Genomic DNA, 17,189 nt, shown 5'->3' with positions numbered 1-17,189 from the left:
CGTACTCATGCGAACGTCCGCACGTTTTATTGCCATAGTGTTCCTTACTTTCTACATTCCCTCTCACTTATTTTACCGTGTAGGACGGTATGACCAAAGCCATTTTTTGCATACTACAGATAAGCTGAGCAGATGTAAAGGTGGATGTCGACATGTGGACAAGCAAGAGGGCAGGTATGATTGGTTGTATCGTATGGATGTTGACAGGAGCCGGGTGGGGACAATCTGCTCTTGCCTTAGAGGCGAGAGACGTACAGCCTCCTCCGACTGTGTTTGAGGAAATCCAGATTAAACGGGAGGATGTGACAGGCGATGGTAAGCCAGATCTTATAACGCTGCTAGGAAAGAGATTTGCAGCAGACAGTCCTTACTTCGAACACTTAAAAATCATGGTTCAAGACCCCGTTGCGAAAAAAACAACCTTTTTTACAACACCGTATGGCGCCTATCAGCCGGAGATGTTCTTTTGTGATTTTACCGGAGGGGGTGTGCAACAAATTTTACTTCAGGCGCCGACTGGGGGCAGTGCAGGGACGTCTGAGTTTTATTTGTTCGCAGACAAGAACAATAAGCCGGCGATTCTGCCTGTTCCGCAACCCTTGACGATTTCGGGCTCCTATCAGGATCATTACAAAGTGACGTTGACGATCAAGGAGACGGGGGAGACTGTCGTTCTCGATTTGTCTGATCGCAAAAAAATCTATGAAGAAAATGGTGTCTACAAGAACGGGAAGCTGGTTTCTCCAGTAGAGGTATTGCCTAACACCTTCAGCGTACTCAAGCCCATCGATGAGAACCGCGATGGCATCTGTGAATTAAAAGGGGAGCAGAGAGTTAGCGGTGTTGCCAACGCCGATACGATCGCGTATGTGGAGTCGTATTGGAAGTGGGACAAAACAAGCTGGAAGCTGCAACGGGCAGTCGTGAGGAAAGCGGAAATGTAGGCGTTAGCAAGGCTCATTCAACCGCCCATTGTCAAGGTGGGCGGTTTACACCCGTTTGTAAAGAGGTATATAATTGAAAGGATATTCCAGAGATATATGTACTCAGATAAAAGGAGTTCAGGCTATGAGCACATGTCCGTTTTCCACCTTTTTTGGATTAAAAGGGAAAGGAAAAAGTGAATCTTTTTTTCAGGGGGTGAAGGAAAAGGGGGAAGTGCAGATTGTAGGGAAAAGTACACTCGCGAAGCAACTAGCAATGATCAACCTGACCGAAGAAGAACTGAGCATTGTGAAAGCACTTCAACCACTTATCATTCAAAATATTGAGGCTATTATTGATTACTTTTATGCCAGTATTGAAAATGAACCGCTTTTAATGAAAATTGTAGACCAAAACAGCACGATTGAACGGTTGAAACTAACGTTGAAGCGCCATATCTGCGAAATGTTTAGCGGACGCATCGACAGCGCCTACATTGAACAGCGCAGTAGAATCGCGGTTATTCATATGCGAATTGGCTTGGAACCAAAATGGTACTTGAGTGCATTCCAAAACATGCTAGTCTCCTTGATTGATCTCTTGCAAAAAAACATCGCGGACAAGGACGAGTTCGTACAAGCCATCACGGCCGTCACGAAGATTCTCAGCATCGAACAGCAAATTGTGCTGGAGGAATATGAAAACGAGCATGAAAAGGCACGGCGAGCGGATCAAGACAAAAAGGACGAGCTGCGAATCCTCCTGACCAATTCCGCACATGAGCTGGCAGCGGTATCAGAAGAAAACAGCGCGTCTGTGGTGCAACTGACAGAACAGTCGAGAGAAGTGCTTCGTTTTGCTGAAAATGGAACGGGCTTTTCCACGAAAGCACAAGATCTGTCCCGTGAAGGCAAAGAAAAGCTGGAAAAACAACAGGAACAAATGTGCTTGATTCAGAGCAGCGTCAAGCAAATCTCGGAAGAAATGAACGCGATGGAGAAAAACGCCGAAAAAATCCAAGGGATTGTCGAGGTCGTGACGGCGATTGCTGAGCAGACGAATCTCTTGGCTTTAAATGCTGCCATTGAAGCAGCACGGGCTGGCGAACAGGGACGCGGATTTGCTGTCGTAGCCGATGAGGTACGCAAGTTGGCAGAACAGACGAAAAAGTCAGTATTTGGTGTGCGTGAGCTGATCGAAAAGACGAACCAACAGACAGTGGTTCTCTCGTCTGTCGTGGTAGAAATTCAAGCGCTGGTCCAATCGAGCACTGCGGTAGCAAACGAGACGAATGCCTTTTTTGAAGGAATCATGAGCGCTGTCTCAGACAGTAAAGAACAGAGCTCACGAATTCAGCGGGAGCTGGAAAACTTCTTCAAAGTCATGGAAGATATGAACCAAGCAGTGGCACAGGTTGCCAGCTCTGCGGATGAGCTATCGGAAATAACAGAAAACCTGTAGAAAAACAAAGATCAGGATTACGTTGTCGGTTCAAAGGGGCAATATTGGCGACAATTACGTAATGGAGGACTGTAAACGTTTATGGAAACAACCGGACTTTGTCCGTTGTTGCGAATGGCATGAATCTCCCCAGGCTCAACAAAATAGTATTCACCCGTGCTGACATGAGTTGTTTGTGCTCGTAGAACTTCATTTTCATTACTCGTTTGGACATAAATCATATTCGTTAACGTACCTGAGACTACCAATTCCCATCCAAAAGAATCACCGTGATTATGCGGAATGGATTCTTGTTCTGTCGGCAGATGGATCAAGACCACTTCTACATGTGGCGTGGAGAATAATACTTTGCGCCCATAAGGGAGGTTTAGCGGCTCCGGGATGTATGGACCGAGTTGTTCCATGCAAGGAGACAGGGATACGAGAGCGTGTCTAAGCTGGGCAGGAGTAGGCGAAACAAGGGAGCCAAATGCTTGTTCCAGACGTTCCAGATTCATAAATAACCTCCCAAACGAAAGTCATACTCCCTACACCATATGATTAAATTTCAAGAGAAGTGATAGCCTGAGCTTGTCCGAAAGGGAATTATTTACCATTATTATTGCATTGTAAATCAACAGGATTACTTTAGTTTAAGGCGCTTTTAGAGAAAAAGCGTCTTTTTTGTGCTATCGACAATTAGTACACTCACCACCTGTGTCGATGTTTGTCGAAAAGGTTGACTTGTTTCGACACAGGGAATTATTTATTATTATCACATTGTAAATGAAGAGTCGTTTGTTTGATCAGGGGACGCTTTAGAATAAAGAGCGCCTCTTTTCTTTTTGTATGGACTTGGATTTCATTGGGGGATTTGTAAATGGAGAGGAAGAAAGGGCTACTAGCTAAAGGCATGCTCATGCTCATGTTCACAGTTGTAGCATCGCAAGGGGCATATGCTCAAGGAAACGTCCCAGTTGTATCAAAGACTTCGTACGCATCCATCGTGGAAGCGGATATTCCGGGGGTAGTAGCGCGTGTTTCTGCGAGTGTAGTAGCGATAGTTGGGAAACCGGAGGGGAATGAGAGCGGTAGAGATAACCGTTTTAATCTCGCTCATGGGACGGGTGTTATTGTAAAAGCGGACGGCTGGATATTGACGAACGCCCATGTCGTAAAGGATATGCGCAATCTCACAGTCATTACGGTAGACGGCAAACAATACGGTGGAACCGTTACGAATATGGATGAAGAGAGCGACTTGGCTCTGGTGAAGATTCAGGCAACGGGCTTGCAGCCGGCAAAATTCGCATCCAATTATGCGATCCGTGTAGGAGAGCCAGTGATAGCGATCGGGACACCGATCTCTGTTTCGTTACGCAATTCAGCCACGCTGGGTATTATCAGTGGGGCAAATCGGTCGGTCAGCTCGACATATCGCTTGATCCAGACAGATGCTTCTATCAATCCGGGCAATAGTGGGGGACCACTCGTCAATGTAAAGGGCGAGGTCGTCGGGATTAATTCGATGAAATTCGTTTCAGTAGGAATCGATAATCTCAGCTTTGCGATCCCCGCAGATACAGCGCAATACGTTATGAACCACTTTTTTACATATGGTAAAGTAAATCGTCCTTACTGGGGTGCAGAATTGGAGGAGAGCTGGGCAGCTGTGGTCGGACTTCCGACGAAAGAGCCGTTGCGCATTACACGTATTGAGCCGGGCTCACCGGCGGCAAAGGCAGGCTTTCAAGTGGGGGACGTCATTTATTCCATCAACCAAGCTCCGTTCAGTACATTGGTTGAATTCAATGAGCTGCTAAAAAAATACTTGCCAGGTCAAACCGTAGAACTCATGGTGCAGTCTGGTGGCGATATGGTTAAACGTAAAGTGCAATTTACCAAGCATTCGTAGAGGAAAAGGAAATGGGGAGAGCGTCATGGCTAAGAAGAATTGGAAGGTCCTTTGTGCAGCAACAATGCTGGCTGTCTCATTGACAACAAGTCAGGTAGCTTGGGCAGAAAATACACAAGCAGAGCAAACCGTAGAGGTAAAGCTTAAATTAAATGCGAGTAATGCGAAGGTAAACGGTGTTGATGTCACAGTCGAGGAGCCGTATCTCTCGCAAGGAACGACGATGGTTCCACTCAGTCTGTTAACCTCCGCATTTGGAGTTGCGCTTCAGTATGACAACGAGAAGCAATTGATCGAGCTCATCTACAAGACAAAGAGTGTGAAGCTTGCGCCAGGCAGCAAGGAAGTGTGGATCAATGGCAAGGCCGTGACCTTGACCGCATCGCCTGAGACGAAAAACGGCAAAACAATGGTGCCGCTCACGGTACTTACCCAAGGATTGGGACTTACGATTGTAATCGATGCCAAGACAAAAGACGTAAGCATCATGGGGGCAAAGCAAGGAGATGCTCCCAAGGCGGACAGCTCTCTCGATAGTGATGTGGGCAAAACAAAGATTGGTGATAGCTATTATGGCTGGTCGATGAAGTACCCGACTGGCATGATTCAAGCGCATCAGAGCTTCCAAGGGAATTACGTCCTGTTCAAAGACGCCAAGGAAGCAACCTATTGGCTCGATGTTAGCATTGAGACGAACCAACCGGAGAATCTTTCAGGCAACGGATTATTAACCCGCTTGGCTGACATGACGGAAAATTCTATCCTGTCAAAAGAATACATAGCCAATGAAAAACAGCCGTATGCACGTCTGATCACGAAGTCTTCTGAAGGCAGTATGAATGAAGAACGAGCCTATCAAAAAGGGAGCAACATCTATTACGTTACGCTCACGCTAGAGAACGAGGTCGACTTCCGCAATCCTGCGAAATACAGTGTCTACAAAAGCTTGTTAGATAGCTTCACCCTAGACTTTCCGACCGGTGAAAAGTCAGTGAAGGACTTGTCCACAGTGGAAGGAAACTACCGTTGGTACAAGAACGATGACTTTGCCTTAAAAGTAAAAGTACCAGCGGAGTGGACTCCGAACTACAGTGATGACATGCTCTTCTCTAATGATGCAGGTACAGAGTGGATGAAGATCAAGATTACCTCCAAGGAGCAAGGTCTTACGCTGGACGAGTGGGTCAAGGACCATGAAAAGCGCAATCGGGAAGATATAAACGAAAACTATATCAAGGTCAGTCCAGAAGTAGGATCTACCTCGATTGCAGGCGAGGCCGCAAAGGAACAGGAATACAGCTTCTTGGATGGAACGACCTGGTATACGTATCAATATCTATTTTTCACGAAAGGCAAGTACAAGTATTTGATTACGATCGCGTATATGAAGGATGAGCCTACGGAGGAAATAACCGACCTCACGCGTACGATCAAGCAGTCTTTATCCATCGATCCCTCGAAAATGAATCCATCACTTGGGCAAATCGCGGATGATGATCAAATCGACAAGAATAAGACGGTCATCATCAAAGACAAGAATGCCACGTATTCACTGGAGATTCCAGAGTATTGGCAGGAAACAGGGGGAGAGAACGGAGGACGGTATTATGCATTTTTGGGTGGAGATTTTACTTTCCAGGCAATCCCCGGTAAATTGAGCGCCGTAAAGGATCTCGTCATCAAAAACATTGAGGAGAGCAAAGCAATCAAATTTACCCTTCAAGAAAATAAAGAGACGACGCTGGCAGGTAAGCCTGCTCACAAGCTGCATGTCCAAGGAAACGAAGCGGGCGTAGGCTTCGAACGCACCCTCTACTTTATCGAAAAAGGAAACAGTACGTATTTACTGTATTGGTCGCTGGTGGATTCAGCTAAAACAAAGGCCGCAGAAGAGCGTCTGCAAAAAGTAGCGAATTCTCTTACGTTTACAAAATGATAAAGGAAGTAAGGCTGAACGGCTGTCGGGATGGCAGCCGTTTTTTTGTCGACAACTAGCCTATAGACCACCTATCATGGAAGTGCGGCAGCAAATGCCGTACAGGACGATTTGGGGAAGCGCCCCCGTCAGAATGTTCCGGACAAATGAGCTTCTTATTTCAATTTTGAGGAGGCATGCGCATGTCAACTGCCATAATCAGTGTACGCACCCACTAGAGGGGGGCGTTGATTCAAACCACCTGTCATGATCGGGAGGTTTGGAAGCAGATGAATCACAAATGGTATTTGTATGTCAATGCGTTGTCGTCCTTGGGATCACGGATGAATTTGATCGCGTGTAGCGCGTTGATTTTTACATTTGAACATAGTGCTTATTGGATGACCGCTTTTTTTGTGGCAAGACAACTAGGAGGGATGCTGTTTAGTCCCTTGGCAGGCATATTGGCCGATCGAATGGACAGAAGGCGTACCATGATCGCAAGCGACATGGGGGCAGGTCTTGCTATTGTGGCCATCGCTTTTTATCCGACGCCGTACGTATTAATCGCAGCGGCTTTTCTCAATGGCATGCTGTATACGCTGTTTCATATTAGCTTTCAGGCATCCATGCCGCAAATTTTTGGGAGTGAGCAACTGGTTCAGGTCAATGGCTTGAAGGTCAGGCTGGAGTCATTGGTAGGCATCATAGGCTTCATGCTGGGAGGATGGCTGACAGATCATTATGGCTATACGATTGTGATCGTTTTGGATGCCGCCAGCTTTCTTTTCTCTGCATGGATTCTGACGAAACTTCGTTGGGAGGAGAAGGGGGACAATGCGCCAGCTGCGTCAAAAGCATCGAGCGGCTTTCGTGTCACCCTTCGCTACTTGCGGGAAACACCCGTGCTTCTGACGATTAGTCTGTTAGCTTTTCTCGTATCGCTCAGTACGTCTGCGTATAATTACGGGTTGCCTTTTTTGGCGGATCAATTGCGTGGTAGTGATGCTACTCTGCACGGATTAATGTGGACGGCGATGAGTGTCGGAGGCTTGATTGGCTCCTATGTGGCAGCTCGTTTGCGGGTAAAGCTGGTGAATGGGATGCTTGTCACTTATGCTGTTTGTTCCGTGGGGATTGTAGGAGCATTCGCGGCAAACCATGCTGTGTTTGTGCTTCTGCTCTTGGTTTTCGCGGGTCTTTTTTCCGGGGCAGCACAGGTGTATGAGAGCACACTTTTGCAGCAAGCCCAAAACGAGCTGCGCGGCAAGGTGATGGGGGTGCAGGGGCTCTTGAGTCGAAGCGGGTTCTTTGCGGGTTTTCTCATGGCTCCATTCTTTGTGGGTGCCTTCACTTTATTTGGGATGCTGGTCTTTGCCCAATTGATGTTTGTCGCAGGACTAATCGGATTTGGCTTGTATCTTGCTTTTACCCCCAAAAAATAGAAATCCGGCCTCTCGATACACGTAGTCTTTTTTCCACCCTCTAACCATAGGATGTACCAGTTGGGAGGTGTCGGGATTGGCCGTATTTCGACCCCGTCGGCGTTGGAGAAACCCGCTTTCACGTACGAGAGCGTTTTTGATCGCGTTGGTTATCTTTTTTGTTTTGACGATACAGACCCTTGTGTTTTTGCAAAATCGATTGGAGCCCACTCTCATAATCCTGGCGACGCAAAAAGCCGAGCAATTGGCGAAAGAAGCGATCACAGATGCTGTAACCAAGCGGATTTCGCAGCAAGGCGTCGACTTCAATCAGATTGTCAAAATCGAGAAGAACAACAAGGGGCAGATTCAGGCGTATCAGTTCAACTTCAAGGAATATGCAAGAATCGTGGGCGAAACAACAGCAAGAGTCCAGAACAAGCTCCAAGAGTTCGAGCAAGAAAAAGTAGACCGCACGATCCCGCTTGGTTTAGCTACAGGAAACTCCTTTTTGGCATCGATGGGGCCGAATTTGCCAGTGACTTTCGTGCCCATTGGTTCGGTCAAGACCAAGCTGGAGACAGAGCTGAAGGAAGCAGGCATCAACATGGTGCTGGCGACGGTTTATATTTTCGTGGAGGTAGATTTGCGCATCGTCATCCCTTTTGCGACTGAGGAGCAGACGGTCACGACGAAAATCCCGATCACCCATTCCTTGATCATTGGCGATGTGCCGACGTATTTGTATAACAACTCGGAAGGCAAGCCGGATGTACCGCGGATCCCTGGTGATACACCGAACAGCACTCCGTAATCGCTGAATAGGAAAAAGCGGCAGCGCGTTGCTGTCGCTTTTTTGTGCACTCAGTATGGATTGTAAACACTAATCTAGGACAACACTTGAATTTGTGAAAATCAGAATATATAAACTTTTTTATTGCGCAGAAAATGACAAATTATAACAATTGAAATATGTTACCTTTATTTGGAAAATTATTAAATGTACCTGGCATATAGAATCGAACAAGTTAATGCAGGTTACACCCTTTTGCCGGAGTACTAAAAGGAGAAATTTTATGCAAAAGAAAAAGCATATCTTAGTAGCATCCTCTTTAACTACTGCTTTACTATTCAATGTATTGACACCAACTATGGCGATGCATGATGCAAGTAACTCAGCAAAAAGAAATGATGTGATAGAATCTTTATATAAATTAGATAAAAGTATGGAAGCTGCAGAAGGACTATCTGAGGCAGAGCTTGCTAAAAAAGTGTTTAATAGTCTTACTCCTGAAGCTCAACAAAAATTTGTAGATTTTATGGTAAAACAAAGTGAGACTGGTGATTCCAGTTTATTAGATTATCATGAGGAAGTGATAGGAAAGGTTGAGAAAGTCAATAATAAAATGGGAAAAATGCCTAATAAAACAGCGCTAAAAGCCGATCCATTGGATATCCTATCTACTAAACTTGATAGATTAAAATTACCTAGACCAGTCTACTATTCGTTTATGGCAGTTGGTGGGGGTATAGCAGCAGCCGCAGCTGATGGGCCATTACCTATTGGAGATATTATTGGAGTACTAATTGCTGTTGGTGCTGGAGCAGTTGTCGGATACTATTGGGATGAAATAGAGCCAAAGTTTGACGAAATAATAGAAGCATTTCAAGATTCATTTACTGCGATGGCTGATGAAATTGTAGAAGCTTTTAACTATCTTTATGCAAAAGGAATAATATACTACTATGATATTCCTAAAAGGCTTTTAAATGATAAAGGTGATGGTGTTGATTTAGGTCAGTTTGATAAGAGAATAGATGGAAAAACCAGAGAAAATGAAAAAACCGGTTGGAGTATTCAAAAAGATCGGGGCAATAAGCCTCATGGTGGAAGTGCATGGAAACTTAGAGATAGTAAAGGTAATCGAAAGGCTACATTGGATGATACAGGTAAAATCCTTCGAGAATAAGCTTGAGGAGGAAATTTGATGAATATCACTAAGATAGTTGAGGGCATATGGGGAAAGAAATGGTCTCCATCAGAGGATATGGAAAAAGATATAGAGTGTGATACGGCTCTCTTAGATCATAGCCATCTTGTGGCGGAACGGTTCCCACAAAAAAGTTTTACTCTAGATAGATTCCCCTTGCAAATAAAAAATCAAACTGTTTTTGAACAGGTAAATATCTTTTTTGATATGACGAATGATAAACCTACCTTAATTCATTCCTATCTAAGAGAAGAAGAGAAATTTAAACAGGTATTCCGTAAACTTTGGGCGTACAATTCGGTTTGGATTGAAACAACATTACCTAATGTAAACGTGGAAATAGCGGCAGTTGCTCTAGATAGTGAGAATAAAAAATTAAGGGTTAAAGAGATTCATTCGGAATTGAAAGCATCTGATAGTATGAGTATGAAAATAAATAATCTGCATGATTTTGAATTATTCCTTGAATTAGGGCTTCGTGAGAAAGTCCCTACCGTTTTTATTTTTGAAGATATGAAGATTTGTATATGGTCAAATTTTGATTTTTCGTTACCTTTATATTCGGGTGATGATAAATACACTGAGCTACTCCAAAGGATTTGTTCTACGGAGGGAATATATTTGCGCTCAATTACTGATTGATCATCGCTGGAAATGGGCATCGAACGCTAAGAGCCGCTGACAAGCTCACCATAATGACTGAATAGAAAAAGCGACAGTGCACTGCTGTCGCTTTTTGTCGTGAAGGAACATGAAAAAGAGAGGGTTTGACACGAATACGATTACCGAGTAAAAATGGTTGGGTCTATGAATTGACGAGATCACTTATTAGGAAGGAAAATCGCGTCTATGGACTTGAAAAAACTACGCTACTTTATTGCAGTAGCAGAAGAACTGCATTTCAATCGCGCTGCGAGTAAATTGAATATGACGCAACCTCCTTTGACTCAACAAATTCAAAGTCTTGAGGAAGAACTTGGCGTGAAGCTGTTGGAGCGGACCAAGAGACAGGTTCGTCTTACGGCAGCAGGCGCGATTTTTTTGGAGGAATCTAGGAGAATTGTTTCCCAGTTGGAACAAGCCGTTACGAGAACAAGACGGGCAAGCCAAGGGAAAATTGGACATTTGTCCATTGCCTTTGTAGATTCGGCAGTGGGTGGTATGCTGGTCAACGTCATAAAGGGATTTCGGGAGCGTTTTCCCGAGGTGGAGCTATCTCTATTAGAAATGACATCCGCCGAGCAACGGAAAGCTTTAGAGGATGGAAAAATTGATATTGGCTTCCTTCGTGTGGCAGAACCGTCCATCCATATCACTTTTCGCTTGTTTACCAACGAAACACTTGTTGCCGTACTGCCCAAGAATCATCCCCTTGCCTTACAGCCAGCTCTCTCTGTACAGGCATTGGCGGACGAGCCCTTTATTTTGTTTCCGCATCGGATGGGGACTTCTTTTCACGACTTCATTCTAAACTTTTGCAGGCAACATGGATTTTTACCTCGCGTCGTGCAGGAAGCTGTTCAAATGTATACGATTGTTAATCTGGTAGCTGCTGGTATGGGTATTTCCATTGTTCCTTCTTCGGTATCTGTTTTCCAATGCAGTGATGTGGTGTTCCGAACATTTATGGAAGAGCCACCTCCAGTCCCACTCTATGCCGCTTGGAAAACAGATAGAAGCGAGCCTGTTCTGGCAAACTTTCTGGATGTGATGGAAGAAACGACATCTTAGCCCGTTTTCTTAGGGTCAAACTCTGCGACGCTAGCTAATAGGTGATTGATTTGCTGCATGATCTGCGTATCTAGTTTGACTCCTGCAGCTTTGACGTTTTCTTTGATCTGTTCGGGGTTCGAGGCGCCAATAATAGCGGAGGATACATGCTGGTTTTGAAGAACCCATGCAACGGCAAGTTGCGGAAGCGTCAAACCGGCTTCTTGTGCGATCGGCTTGATTCGCTCTATTACCTGTAGAACTTCTTTTTGCAGCCATTGTCCGACCAGTTTATCGAAAAAGGGAGATCCGGCGGTCGAAGCTGCTCGGGAGCCCTCGGGTATTGGCTTGTCAGGTGTATATTTTCCGGAAAGAATGCCTTGCGCCAGTGGAGACCAGACAATTTGTCCGATTCCTTCACGCTCGCACGCTGGAATGACCTCGGCTTCAATCACACGCCACAGCATGGAATACTGAGGTTGACTGGCTACGAAAGGAACACGATATTCCTTTGCCAAAGCGGCACCCAGTCTTATTTGCTCTGCTGTCCATTCACTTACGCCTACATAGAGAACCTTTCCCTGCCGAATCAAATCGGAAAAGGCCAAAAATGTTTCTTCCAGCGATGTAGATGGATCAAAACGGTGTGCATAATAGACGTCAATGTAATCCGTTTGCAATCTGCCAAGGGAAGCGTGGCAGGCTTCCATGATGTGTTTGCGGGAGAGACCCCGATTGTTTTTTCCGGTACCGGTCGGATGGAAAACCTTCGTGCACAACTCAATGCTTTCACGACGAATCCCCTTTAAAGACTCACCCAATATCGATTCTGCTCTCGTCTCCGAATACACATCAGCAGTATCGAACGTGGTGATTCCAGCGTCTAACGCAGCATGTACGCAGGCTTTTGCAGTGGTGTCATCTACTTGAGCACCGTGGGTGATCCAGTTTCCCAATGCAATCTCGCTTACGAATAAGCCGCTTTTGCCAAGTCTCCGATATCCCATGTAGTCCTTCCCCCTTCCAAAATTAAACAGATTATAACAAGTATCATTACATATGAAAAATATATAAAATCATCATGATTAATATAAAAAATATATGATTCGGAGCACTCCGTATTCTAGACCAAGGTTTGTTAATTATTCACATTTTCTGCAATCATTTGCCGCTATGATGAGAGATGGATGTGATACCTATGAAGAAACAAAGGAAAATCCTCTTTCTCCTCATATTAGTGGCAGGAACTCTGCTCGATTGGTCCAGTTGTCAGCAAAAACAGGACGTCGATCTGTACACGATAGGAATTGTGATTGCCAATGAGGATCGAAAAGATAAAGTAGCGGGATTAAAGACGGGATTACAATCGTTAGGTCTCGGTGAAGGAGTACGTGTTCAGTATGCGCCTGTTTATTTGAATACGGCTCGAACTCTTGAAGAGGAGCGCTCCCTTGTCCAGGATTTGATATCCAAAAAGCCTGATGTCGTCGTCACGACAGGGGCGCACGAGACCTTTTTGATTCAACAGGAGACAACGACGGTTCCTATCGTTTTTATTGGTGTTGCTTCATTGGTCGAGCTACCACTTGTTGAGACAGAGGGGACGGTTACGTGTGGAATCAGCAATGGCCAAATGAATGTGATTGGGAAAAGGTTGGAGCTGACAACTCGTTTGTTGCCTGACGCCACGCGCATCCTGATCATTGCCGATTCTCATGCTCCTACGACAGAGCAAGCCATCGTAGAAGCAAGGTCAGCTGCTTCCTTGCTCGGTGTTCGCTTGCAGGTGGAGCAGGTTGCTTCCCCAAGAGATTTAGAGCTATTGCTTAGTAGGCTCTCTCCAGGAGAATACGACGCCATGCTTCCTTTACCTAGCTATGTTCTGGAAGACGCGATTACCGATTGCTTGCCTCTTTTGATCGAGAAGCAATTGTTTGTCATGGGCTCTTACCCCGAGCAGGTGAAGGCTGGTTTGTATGCCGCTTACGGCGTTTCTTTTCATGCACAAGGCATGCAGGCTGCTCATATGGTGGCGCGGGTGTTGGATGGAGTGCCGCCTACCGCTCTGTCTATCGAATGGCCGGATGACGTGCGATTCGTTGTCAATGCGACTTCCCTGTCCAAGCTCCCGATTACCGTAACCGATCAACAGTGGTCACTGGCACAGGAATGGTATGGGGTGAAGAACAAATGAGGAGGAGCAGACTACCGCGCATCAATCGACTGAAGACAAAGATGCTCCTGTTTGGACTATGCATGTCCATCATCCCTTTTCTGATTCTTGGTTCAATCAATTTCCATACCAGTAAAGAAAAGGTTCGAGAAGAGGTAGACAGAGCCAATCAGATCTACGTGGAAAATACGTTGGCGCAGTTGGATATGCTTTTTTTACATACTTCCCAATCCATGCAGGTGGTTCAGCAGCGTTTTCTCAATGAGCGCCCTAGCGATGAAGATGCTTATTTTTTGTTGAATACGTTATTGAAAACCTCCCCTTACATGGAGGAGGTCGCGCTTTTTCATCAGGATGGAGAGCCGCAGTTTTTGCTGAATCGCTGGAAGCACCAAAGACTGGACACAACCAGGGAGCAGGACACCCAACTTCTTCCCACCATCCAGTCGGGAAAGTCTTACATTGGAAGCATTGTCCGATCAGCGGAAGGGAAGCTGCTGGTAACGGTCGCGATCCCTCATGTATCTGCTAACGGTGTAAAAGGCGGCATGTACGCAAAGCTCAATGTAAAGCAGCTGCTCGAACAAGTCACGCTGCGAGCTCGATATGAAAACGAGGCATATTTGTTTGTCACAGATGGGAAAAGCGATCGGTTTGCAGATCCGTTTATGCTGGGCAAGCCTTCTGATGGCTCCTTGACCTATTATGAACAAGCGGTTCCTCCCCCCTGGAAACTACCAGATCGAACAGACAAGCCTGTTATCCGTACGTATCAAGCTTCCAATGGAGATGTCATGGTCAACTATGCCATGCGCTCTTCTGTCACACATTGGGTCATTATGCTGGAGCAGTCGAGCCAAATGGCGTTTGCTGCCTTTTCAAAATTGGAACAGTCTCTGCTTTTTACGACCTTATTCATCGCACTTATCGTGTTGGGGATTAGCATTGTATTTTCTGTCTCGTTTAGCCGATTAATGGAAAAGATCGAATCCGCTGTGCAAAAAATCGCAGGTGGCGACTTATCCGTGCGAATACCAGTGACGACCTCAGATGAAATTGGCAGACTAGCAGCGTCCTGCAATGAAATGGCACAGAGTCTGGAGACGAAGACCAATCAGCTTCTGGATGAAAAGAAACGGCTTGATCTTGTCGTCAGTGGTATGGGGATGGGGCTGATTCTCGTAGATGAATCTTTTCGCATTCGCTGGATTAACCAAACAGCGTCGGCGTGGTTCCAGGATGCGGCGAATCCCCTAGGGAAAGACTGCCACCTGACGATTGGTCAGCAATTCAGTTCATGCAATAGTTGCATGCTCCGAACGCGACAAATGGTAAACGAAAAGCAGACTGACCTTATTTCGTCTAGAGTCGATCCGGATGGACGTGTCCGCTCTTATCGCCATCAGGTTTTCCCTCTGCATCCGGAGAAAGAGTCGTCTGCTTTTCTAGAGGTTATCGAGGACATCACGGAGAAACGAGAGCTAGAAGCCGCAATCGCACAAGCAGATAAGCTCGCTGCTATTGGACTCTTGGCGTCGGGCATCGCTCATGAAATTAATAATCCATTAGGTATTCTGTCGTTGTATGGACAAGACTTGCGAGACCGTCTGGTGGAAGAGGATATTCGAGATTTACAGGACACAGGAGAGCTTACCCAATACTTGGACACGATGGACAAACAAATTAACCGCTGCAAGGAAATCACGACCCGATTGCTCCACTTTTCGGGGAAATCACCCGTTATCGTAGAAGCAGTAAATATTCATCAAGTCCTATCAGACATTCTCATTCTTCTGTCCCATGAAATACGTGTCAAACAGGTAACGGTGAACCAGTCTCTGTCGGCCTCAGCACCGTTTCTTCTTGCTACCCCTGGACAGCTTCAGCAGATTTTGCTCAATTTGTTAACCAATGCGCTGTACGCGACCGAGGAACGAGGAACTATTGAGATAGCAACGGATTCTCCATCGATTGATAGACTCCGTCTGTGGATCAGAGATGATGGATGCGGTATACCCGCAGCAGATTTGCCACATGTTTTGGAGCCCTTTTATACAACCAAGCCTCCTGGAAAAGGAACTGGTCTCGGGTTATCGGTCTGCTATGGGATTGTGACGAATTTAGGCGGAGAAATCGAGATCGAAAGTACGCCAAACATAGGCACGACTGTTACGGTCATCCTGCCGTCGGCAAAGGGGGAATGAACAAAAGATGCACACTGACACACGTATACTCATTGTTGATGACGAAGCAGATTTCCGCCATCTATTAACCAGTCGATTGAAGAGAAAGGGATATACCACGCTGGAAGCATCTGACGGAGTCAGCGCACAGAAGCTAGTAACCAGCGAAACGATTCATGTCATATTGCTTGATTTGAAAATGCCCGGGATGGACGGTCTCTCCTTTCTGCAATGGTGCAAGGAAACCTCTCCTGCGATTCAAATCATTGTTGTGACGGGACACGGAACCATCGAAACAGCGATCGAAGCAATGAAACGGGGCGCTTATGATTATTTGACAAAGCCTTACAACCTCAATGAATTGGAGGTTTTGATTTCCAAGGCCGTCGAAAAACAGCAGTTAACCGAGGAAAATCAACAGTTGAGAGAAGCGCTATCGACAAATGGGAAAACGACGTTTGAAATCGTTGCGGAAAGCCCGAAGCTAAAAGAGGTCCTAGCTACTGCCAAGCGAGTAGCCAGTACGGATTTTCTCGTTCTCTTGAAAGGGGAAAGCGGGACAGGGAAGGATGTCATCGCGAGACTCATATATGAGTATAGTGAGAGAGCATCAAAGGCATTCGTACCGATCAATTTGGGAGCAATACCAGAAACGATGCTGGAAAGTGAACTGTTCGGGCATGAAAAGGGAGCCTTTACAGGCGCAACTGCTCAGAAAAAGGGACTGGTAGAGATTGCCCATCAAGGAACGCTCTTTTTGGATGAAGTAGGGGATTTGCCGTTTCCTTTGCAGGTCAAGCTACTCCGTTTTCTGGAAACCGGTGAATTTCGCCGAATAGGGAGCCCGATTTTGCACAAGGTGGATGTGCGGATCATCGCTGCTACCAATGCGGATCTGGAAAAGAAAGTGGAAGAAGGAACGTTTCGATCCGATCTTTATTTCCGGCTGCATGTCATGGATATAACGATTCCACCTCTCACGCAGAGAAGAGAGGACATTTTGCCACTGTCTGCTTTCTTTTTGAATCGCCTCAAGCGTAAGTATCCGGTCAAACCGCTTTCTGTGAAAGCGCAGGCAGCTCTTTTGGCCTACTCATTCCCGGGGAATGTTCGGGAGTTGGCTCATATGATCGAACGCGCTGTCGTTTTGGCAAAAGGAGAGGAGATTGACGACAAGGATCTCTTTCCGCATGAACAGCCAGTACCACACAACCCGTCAGATCGAAAGCTCACTACATCAGCAGAAACGGGCGAGGAAGAGGCATTTTTACTGAAAAATGTAGAGCGAGAACATATCAAGCATGTGCTGGACGTTTCCCAATGGAACAAGACCAAGACAGCTGAGAAGCTGGGGATCAGCGTACGTAATCTGTATCGAAAAATCGAAGAGTATGAGCTGCGACCGTGACATTTTGTCGCGGACTGACCATGACATTTTGGCATGGTCTTTTCTTTTTCTTGCTCTTTGGAAGCGCCAAGTCGTTCGTTTTCCTGCTTTTATGGCTTGGCACGCC

14 protein-coding genes are annotated in these 17,189 nt (G+C 45.9%); 12 read left to right on the top strand and 2 right to left on the bottom strand.

Going from position 1 to position 17,189, the window contains the following annotated elements; translation table 11 throughout:
• Positions 1-152 precede the first annotated feature (152 nt).
• On the top strand, positions 153-944 hold the full coding sequence (locus HP401_RS09455; protein ID WP_173604848.1) for a hypothetical protein: 792 nt from the start codon (positions 153-155) through the stop codon (positions 942-944).
• A gap of 124 nt (positions 945-1,068) precedes the next feature.
• Positions 1,069-2,385, top strand: coding sequence for a globin-coupled sensor protein (locus HP401_RS09450; protein WP_015893065.1), 1,317 nt, complete (start codon positions 1,069-1,071; stop codon positions 2,383-2,385).
• Positions 2,386-2,402: 17 nt separating this feature from the next.
• On the opposite strand, the gene HP401_RS09445 is transcribed toward HP401_RS09450, so the two are convergent.
• Entirely contained in the window at positions 2,403-2,882 is a 480-nt protein-coding gene (locus HP401_RS09445) for a cysteine dioxygenase (RefSeq protein WP_173604847.1), read from the bottom strand.
• 362 nt (positions 2,883-3,244) lie between these two features.
• Here HP401_RS09445 and HP401_RS09440 point away from each other — a divergent pair, with 362 nt between their 5' ends.
• The 7 genes from HP401_RS09440 to HP401_RS09410 all read left to right on the top strand — a co-directional run bounded on the left by HP401_RS09440 (position 3,245) and on the right by HP401_RS09410 (position 11,340).
• Positions 3,245-4,279 carry a S1C family serine protease gene (locus HP401_RS09440; RefSeq protein ID WP_173604846.1) on the top strand — a complete coding sequence of 345 codons (1,035 nt, stop codon included), beginning with the start codon at positions 3,245-3,247 and terminating at the stop codon, positions 4,277-4,279.
• Between the two features lie 25 nt (positions 4,280-4,304).
• Positions 4,305-6,215 carry a stalk domain-containing protein gene (locus tag HP401_RS09435; RefSeq protein ID WP_173604845.1) on the top strand — a complete coding sequence of 637 codons (1,911 nt, stop codon included), beginning with the start codon at positions 4,305-4,307 and terminating at the stop codon, positions 6,213-6,215.
• 269 nt (positions 6,216-6,484) lie between these two features.
• Positions 6,485-7,639 carry an MFS transporter gene (locus HP401_RS09430; protein WP_173604844.1) on the top strand — a complete coding sequence of 385 codons (1,155 nt, stop codon included), beginning with the start codon at positions 6,485-6,487 and terminating at the stop codon, positions 7,637-7,639.
• 67 nt (positions 7,640-7,706) lie between these two features.
• A complete protein-coding gene (yunB, locus tag HP401_RS09425; protein ID WP_064201352.1) occupies positions 7,707-8,432 on the top strand; it encodes a sporulation protein YunB in 726 nt (241 codons plus the stop codon).
• 262 nt (positions 8,433-8,694) lie between these two features.
• On the top strand, positions 8,695-9,588 hold the full coding sequence (locus tag HP401_RS29665) for a hypothetical protein (RefSeq protein ID WP_207145698.1): 894 nt from the start codon (positions 8,695-8,697) through the stop codon (positions 9,586-9,588).
• A gap of 18 nt (positions 9,589-9,606) precedes the next feature.
• Positions 9,607-10,251 (top strand): hypothetical protein, encoded by a 645-nt coding sequence (locus HP401_RS09415; RefSeq protein ID WP_173604843.1) that lies wholly within the window; start codon positions 9,607-9,609, stop codon positions 10,249-10,251.
• Positions 10,252-10,458: 207 nt separating this feature from the next.
• Positions 10,459-11,340: a LysR substrate-binding domain-containing protein gene (locus HP401_RS09410; RefSeq protein ID WP_173604842.1), complete on the top strand. Its 882-nt coding sequence runs from the start codon at positions 10,459-10,461 to the stop codon at positions 11,338-11,340.
• On the opposite strand, the gene HP401_RS09405 is transcribed toward HP401_RS09410, so the two are convergent.
• Positions 11,337-12,326, bottom strand: a complete 990-nt coding sequence (locus HP401_RS09405) for an aldo/keto reductase family protein (protein ID WP_173604841.1) — start codon at positions 12,324-12,326, stop codon at positions 11,337-11,339. The two genes, HP401_RS09410 and HP401_RS09405, sit on opposite strands and share 4 nt — an antisense overlap.
• A 191-nt stretch (positions 12,327-12,517) precedes the next feature.
• Between HP401_RS09405 and HP401_RS09400 the strand changes: the two genes are divergently transcribed.
• The 3 genes from HP401_RS09400 to HP401_RS09390 are packed head-to-tail and all read left to right on the top strand — an operon-like array spanning position 12,518 to position 17,083.
• Positions 12,518-13,513, top strand: a complete 996-nt coding sequence (locus HP401_RS09400; protein WP_173604840.1) for an ABC transporter substrate-binding protein — start codon at positions 12,518-12,520, stop codon at positions 13,511-13,513.
• The gene (locus tag HP401_RS09395; RefSeq protein ID WP_173604839.1) at positions 13,510-15,696 is read left to right on the top strand and encodes an ATP-binding protein; all 2,187 of its coding nucleotides are present in this window, start codon (positions 13,510-13,512) and stop codon (positions 15,694-15,696) included. Before HP401_RS09400 ends, HP401_RS09395 begins: the two co-directional genes overlap by 4 nt.
• A 7-nt stretch (positions 15,697-15,703) precedes the next feature.
• Complete coding sequence (locus HP401_RS09390; protein WP_173604838.1) at positions 15,704-17,083, top strand: sigma-54-dependent transcriptional regulator; 1,380 nt, start codon at positions 15,704-15,706, stop codon at positions 17,081-17,083.
• Positions 17,084-17,189 lie beyond the last annotated feature (106 nt).

The sequence above is a fragment of the Brevibacillus sp. HB2.2 genome (assembly GCF_013284275.1).
Lineage (GTDB): Bacteria > Bacillota > Bacilli > Brevibacillales > Brevibacillaceae > Brevibacillus > Brevibacillus brevis_D.
Note: the sequence above shows the minus strand (reverse complement) of the source record. Positions and strands in the feature narration are given on the sequence as shown.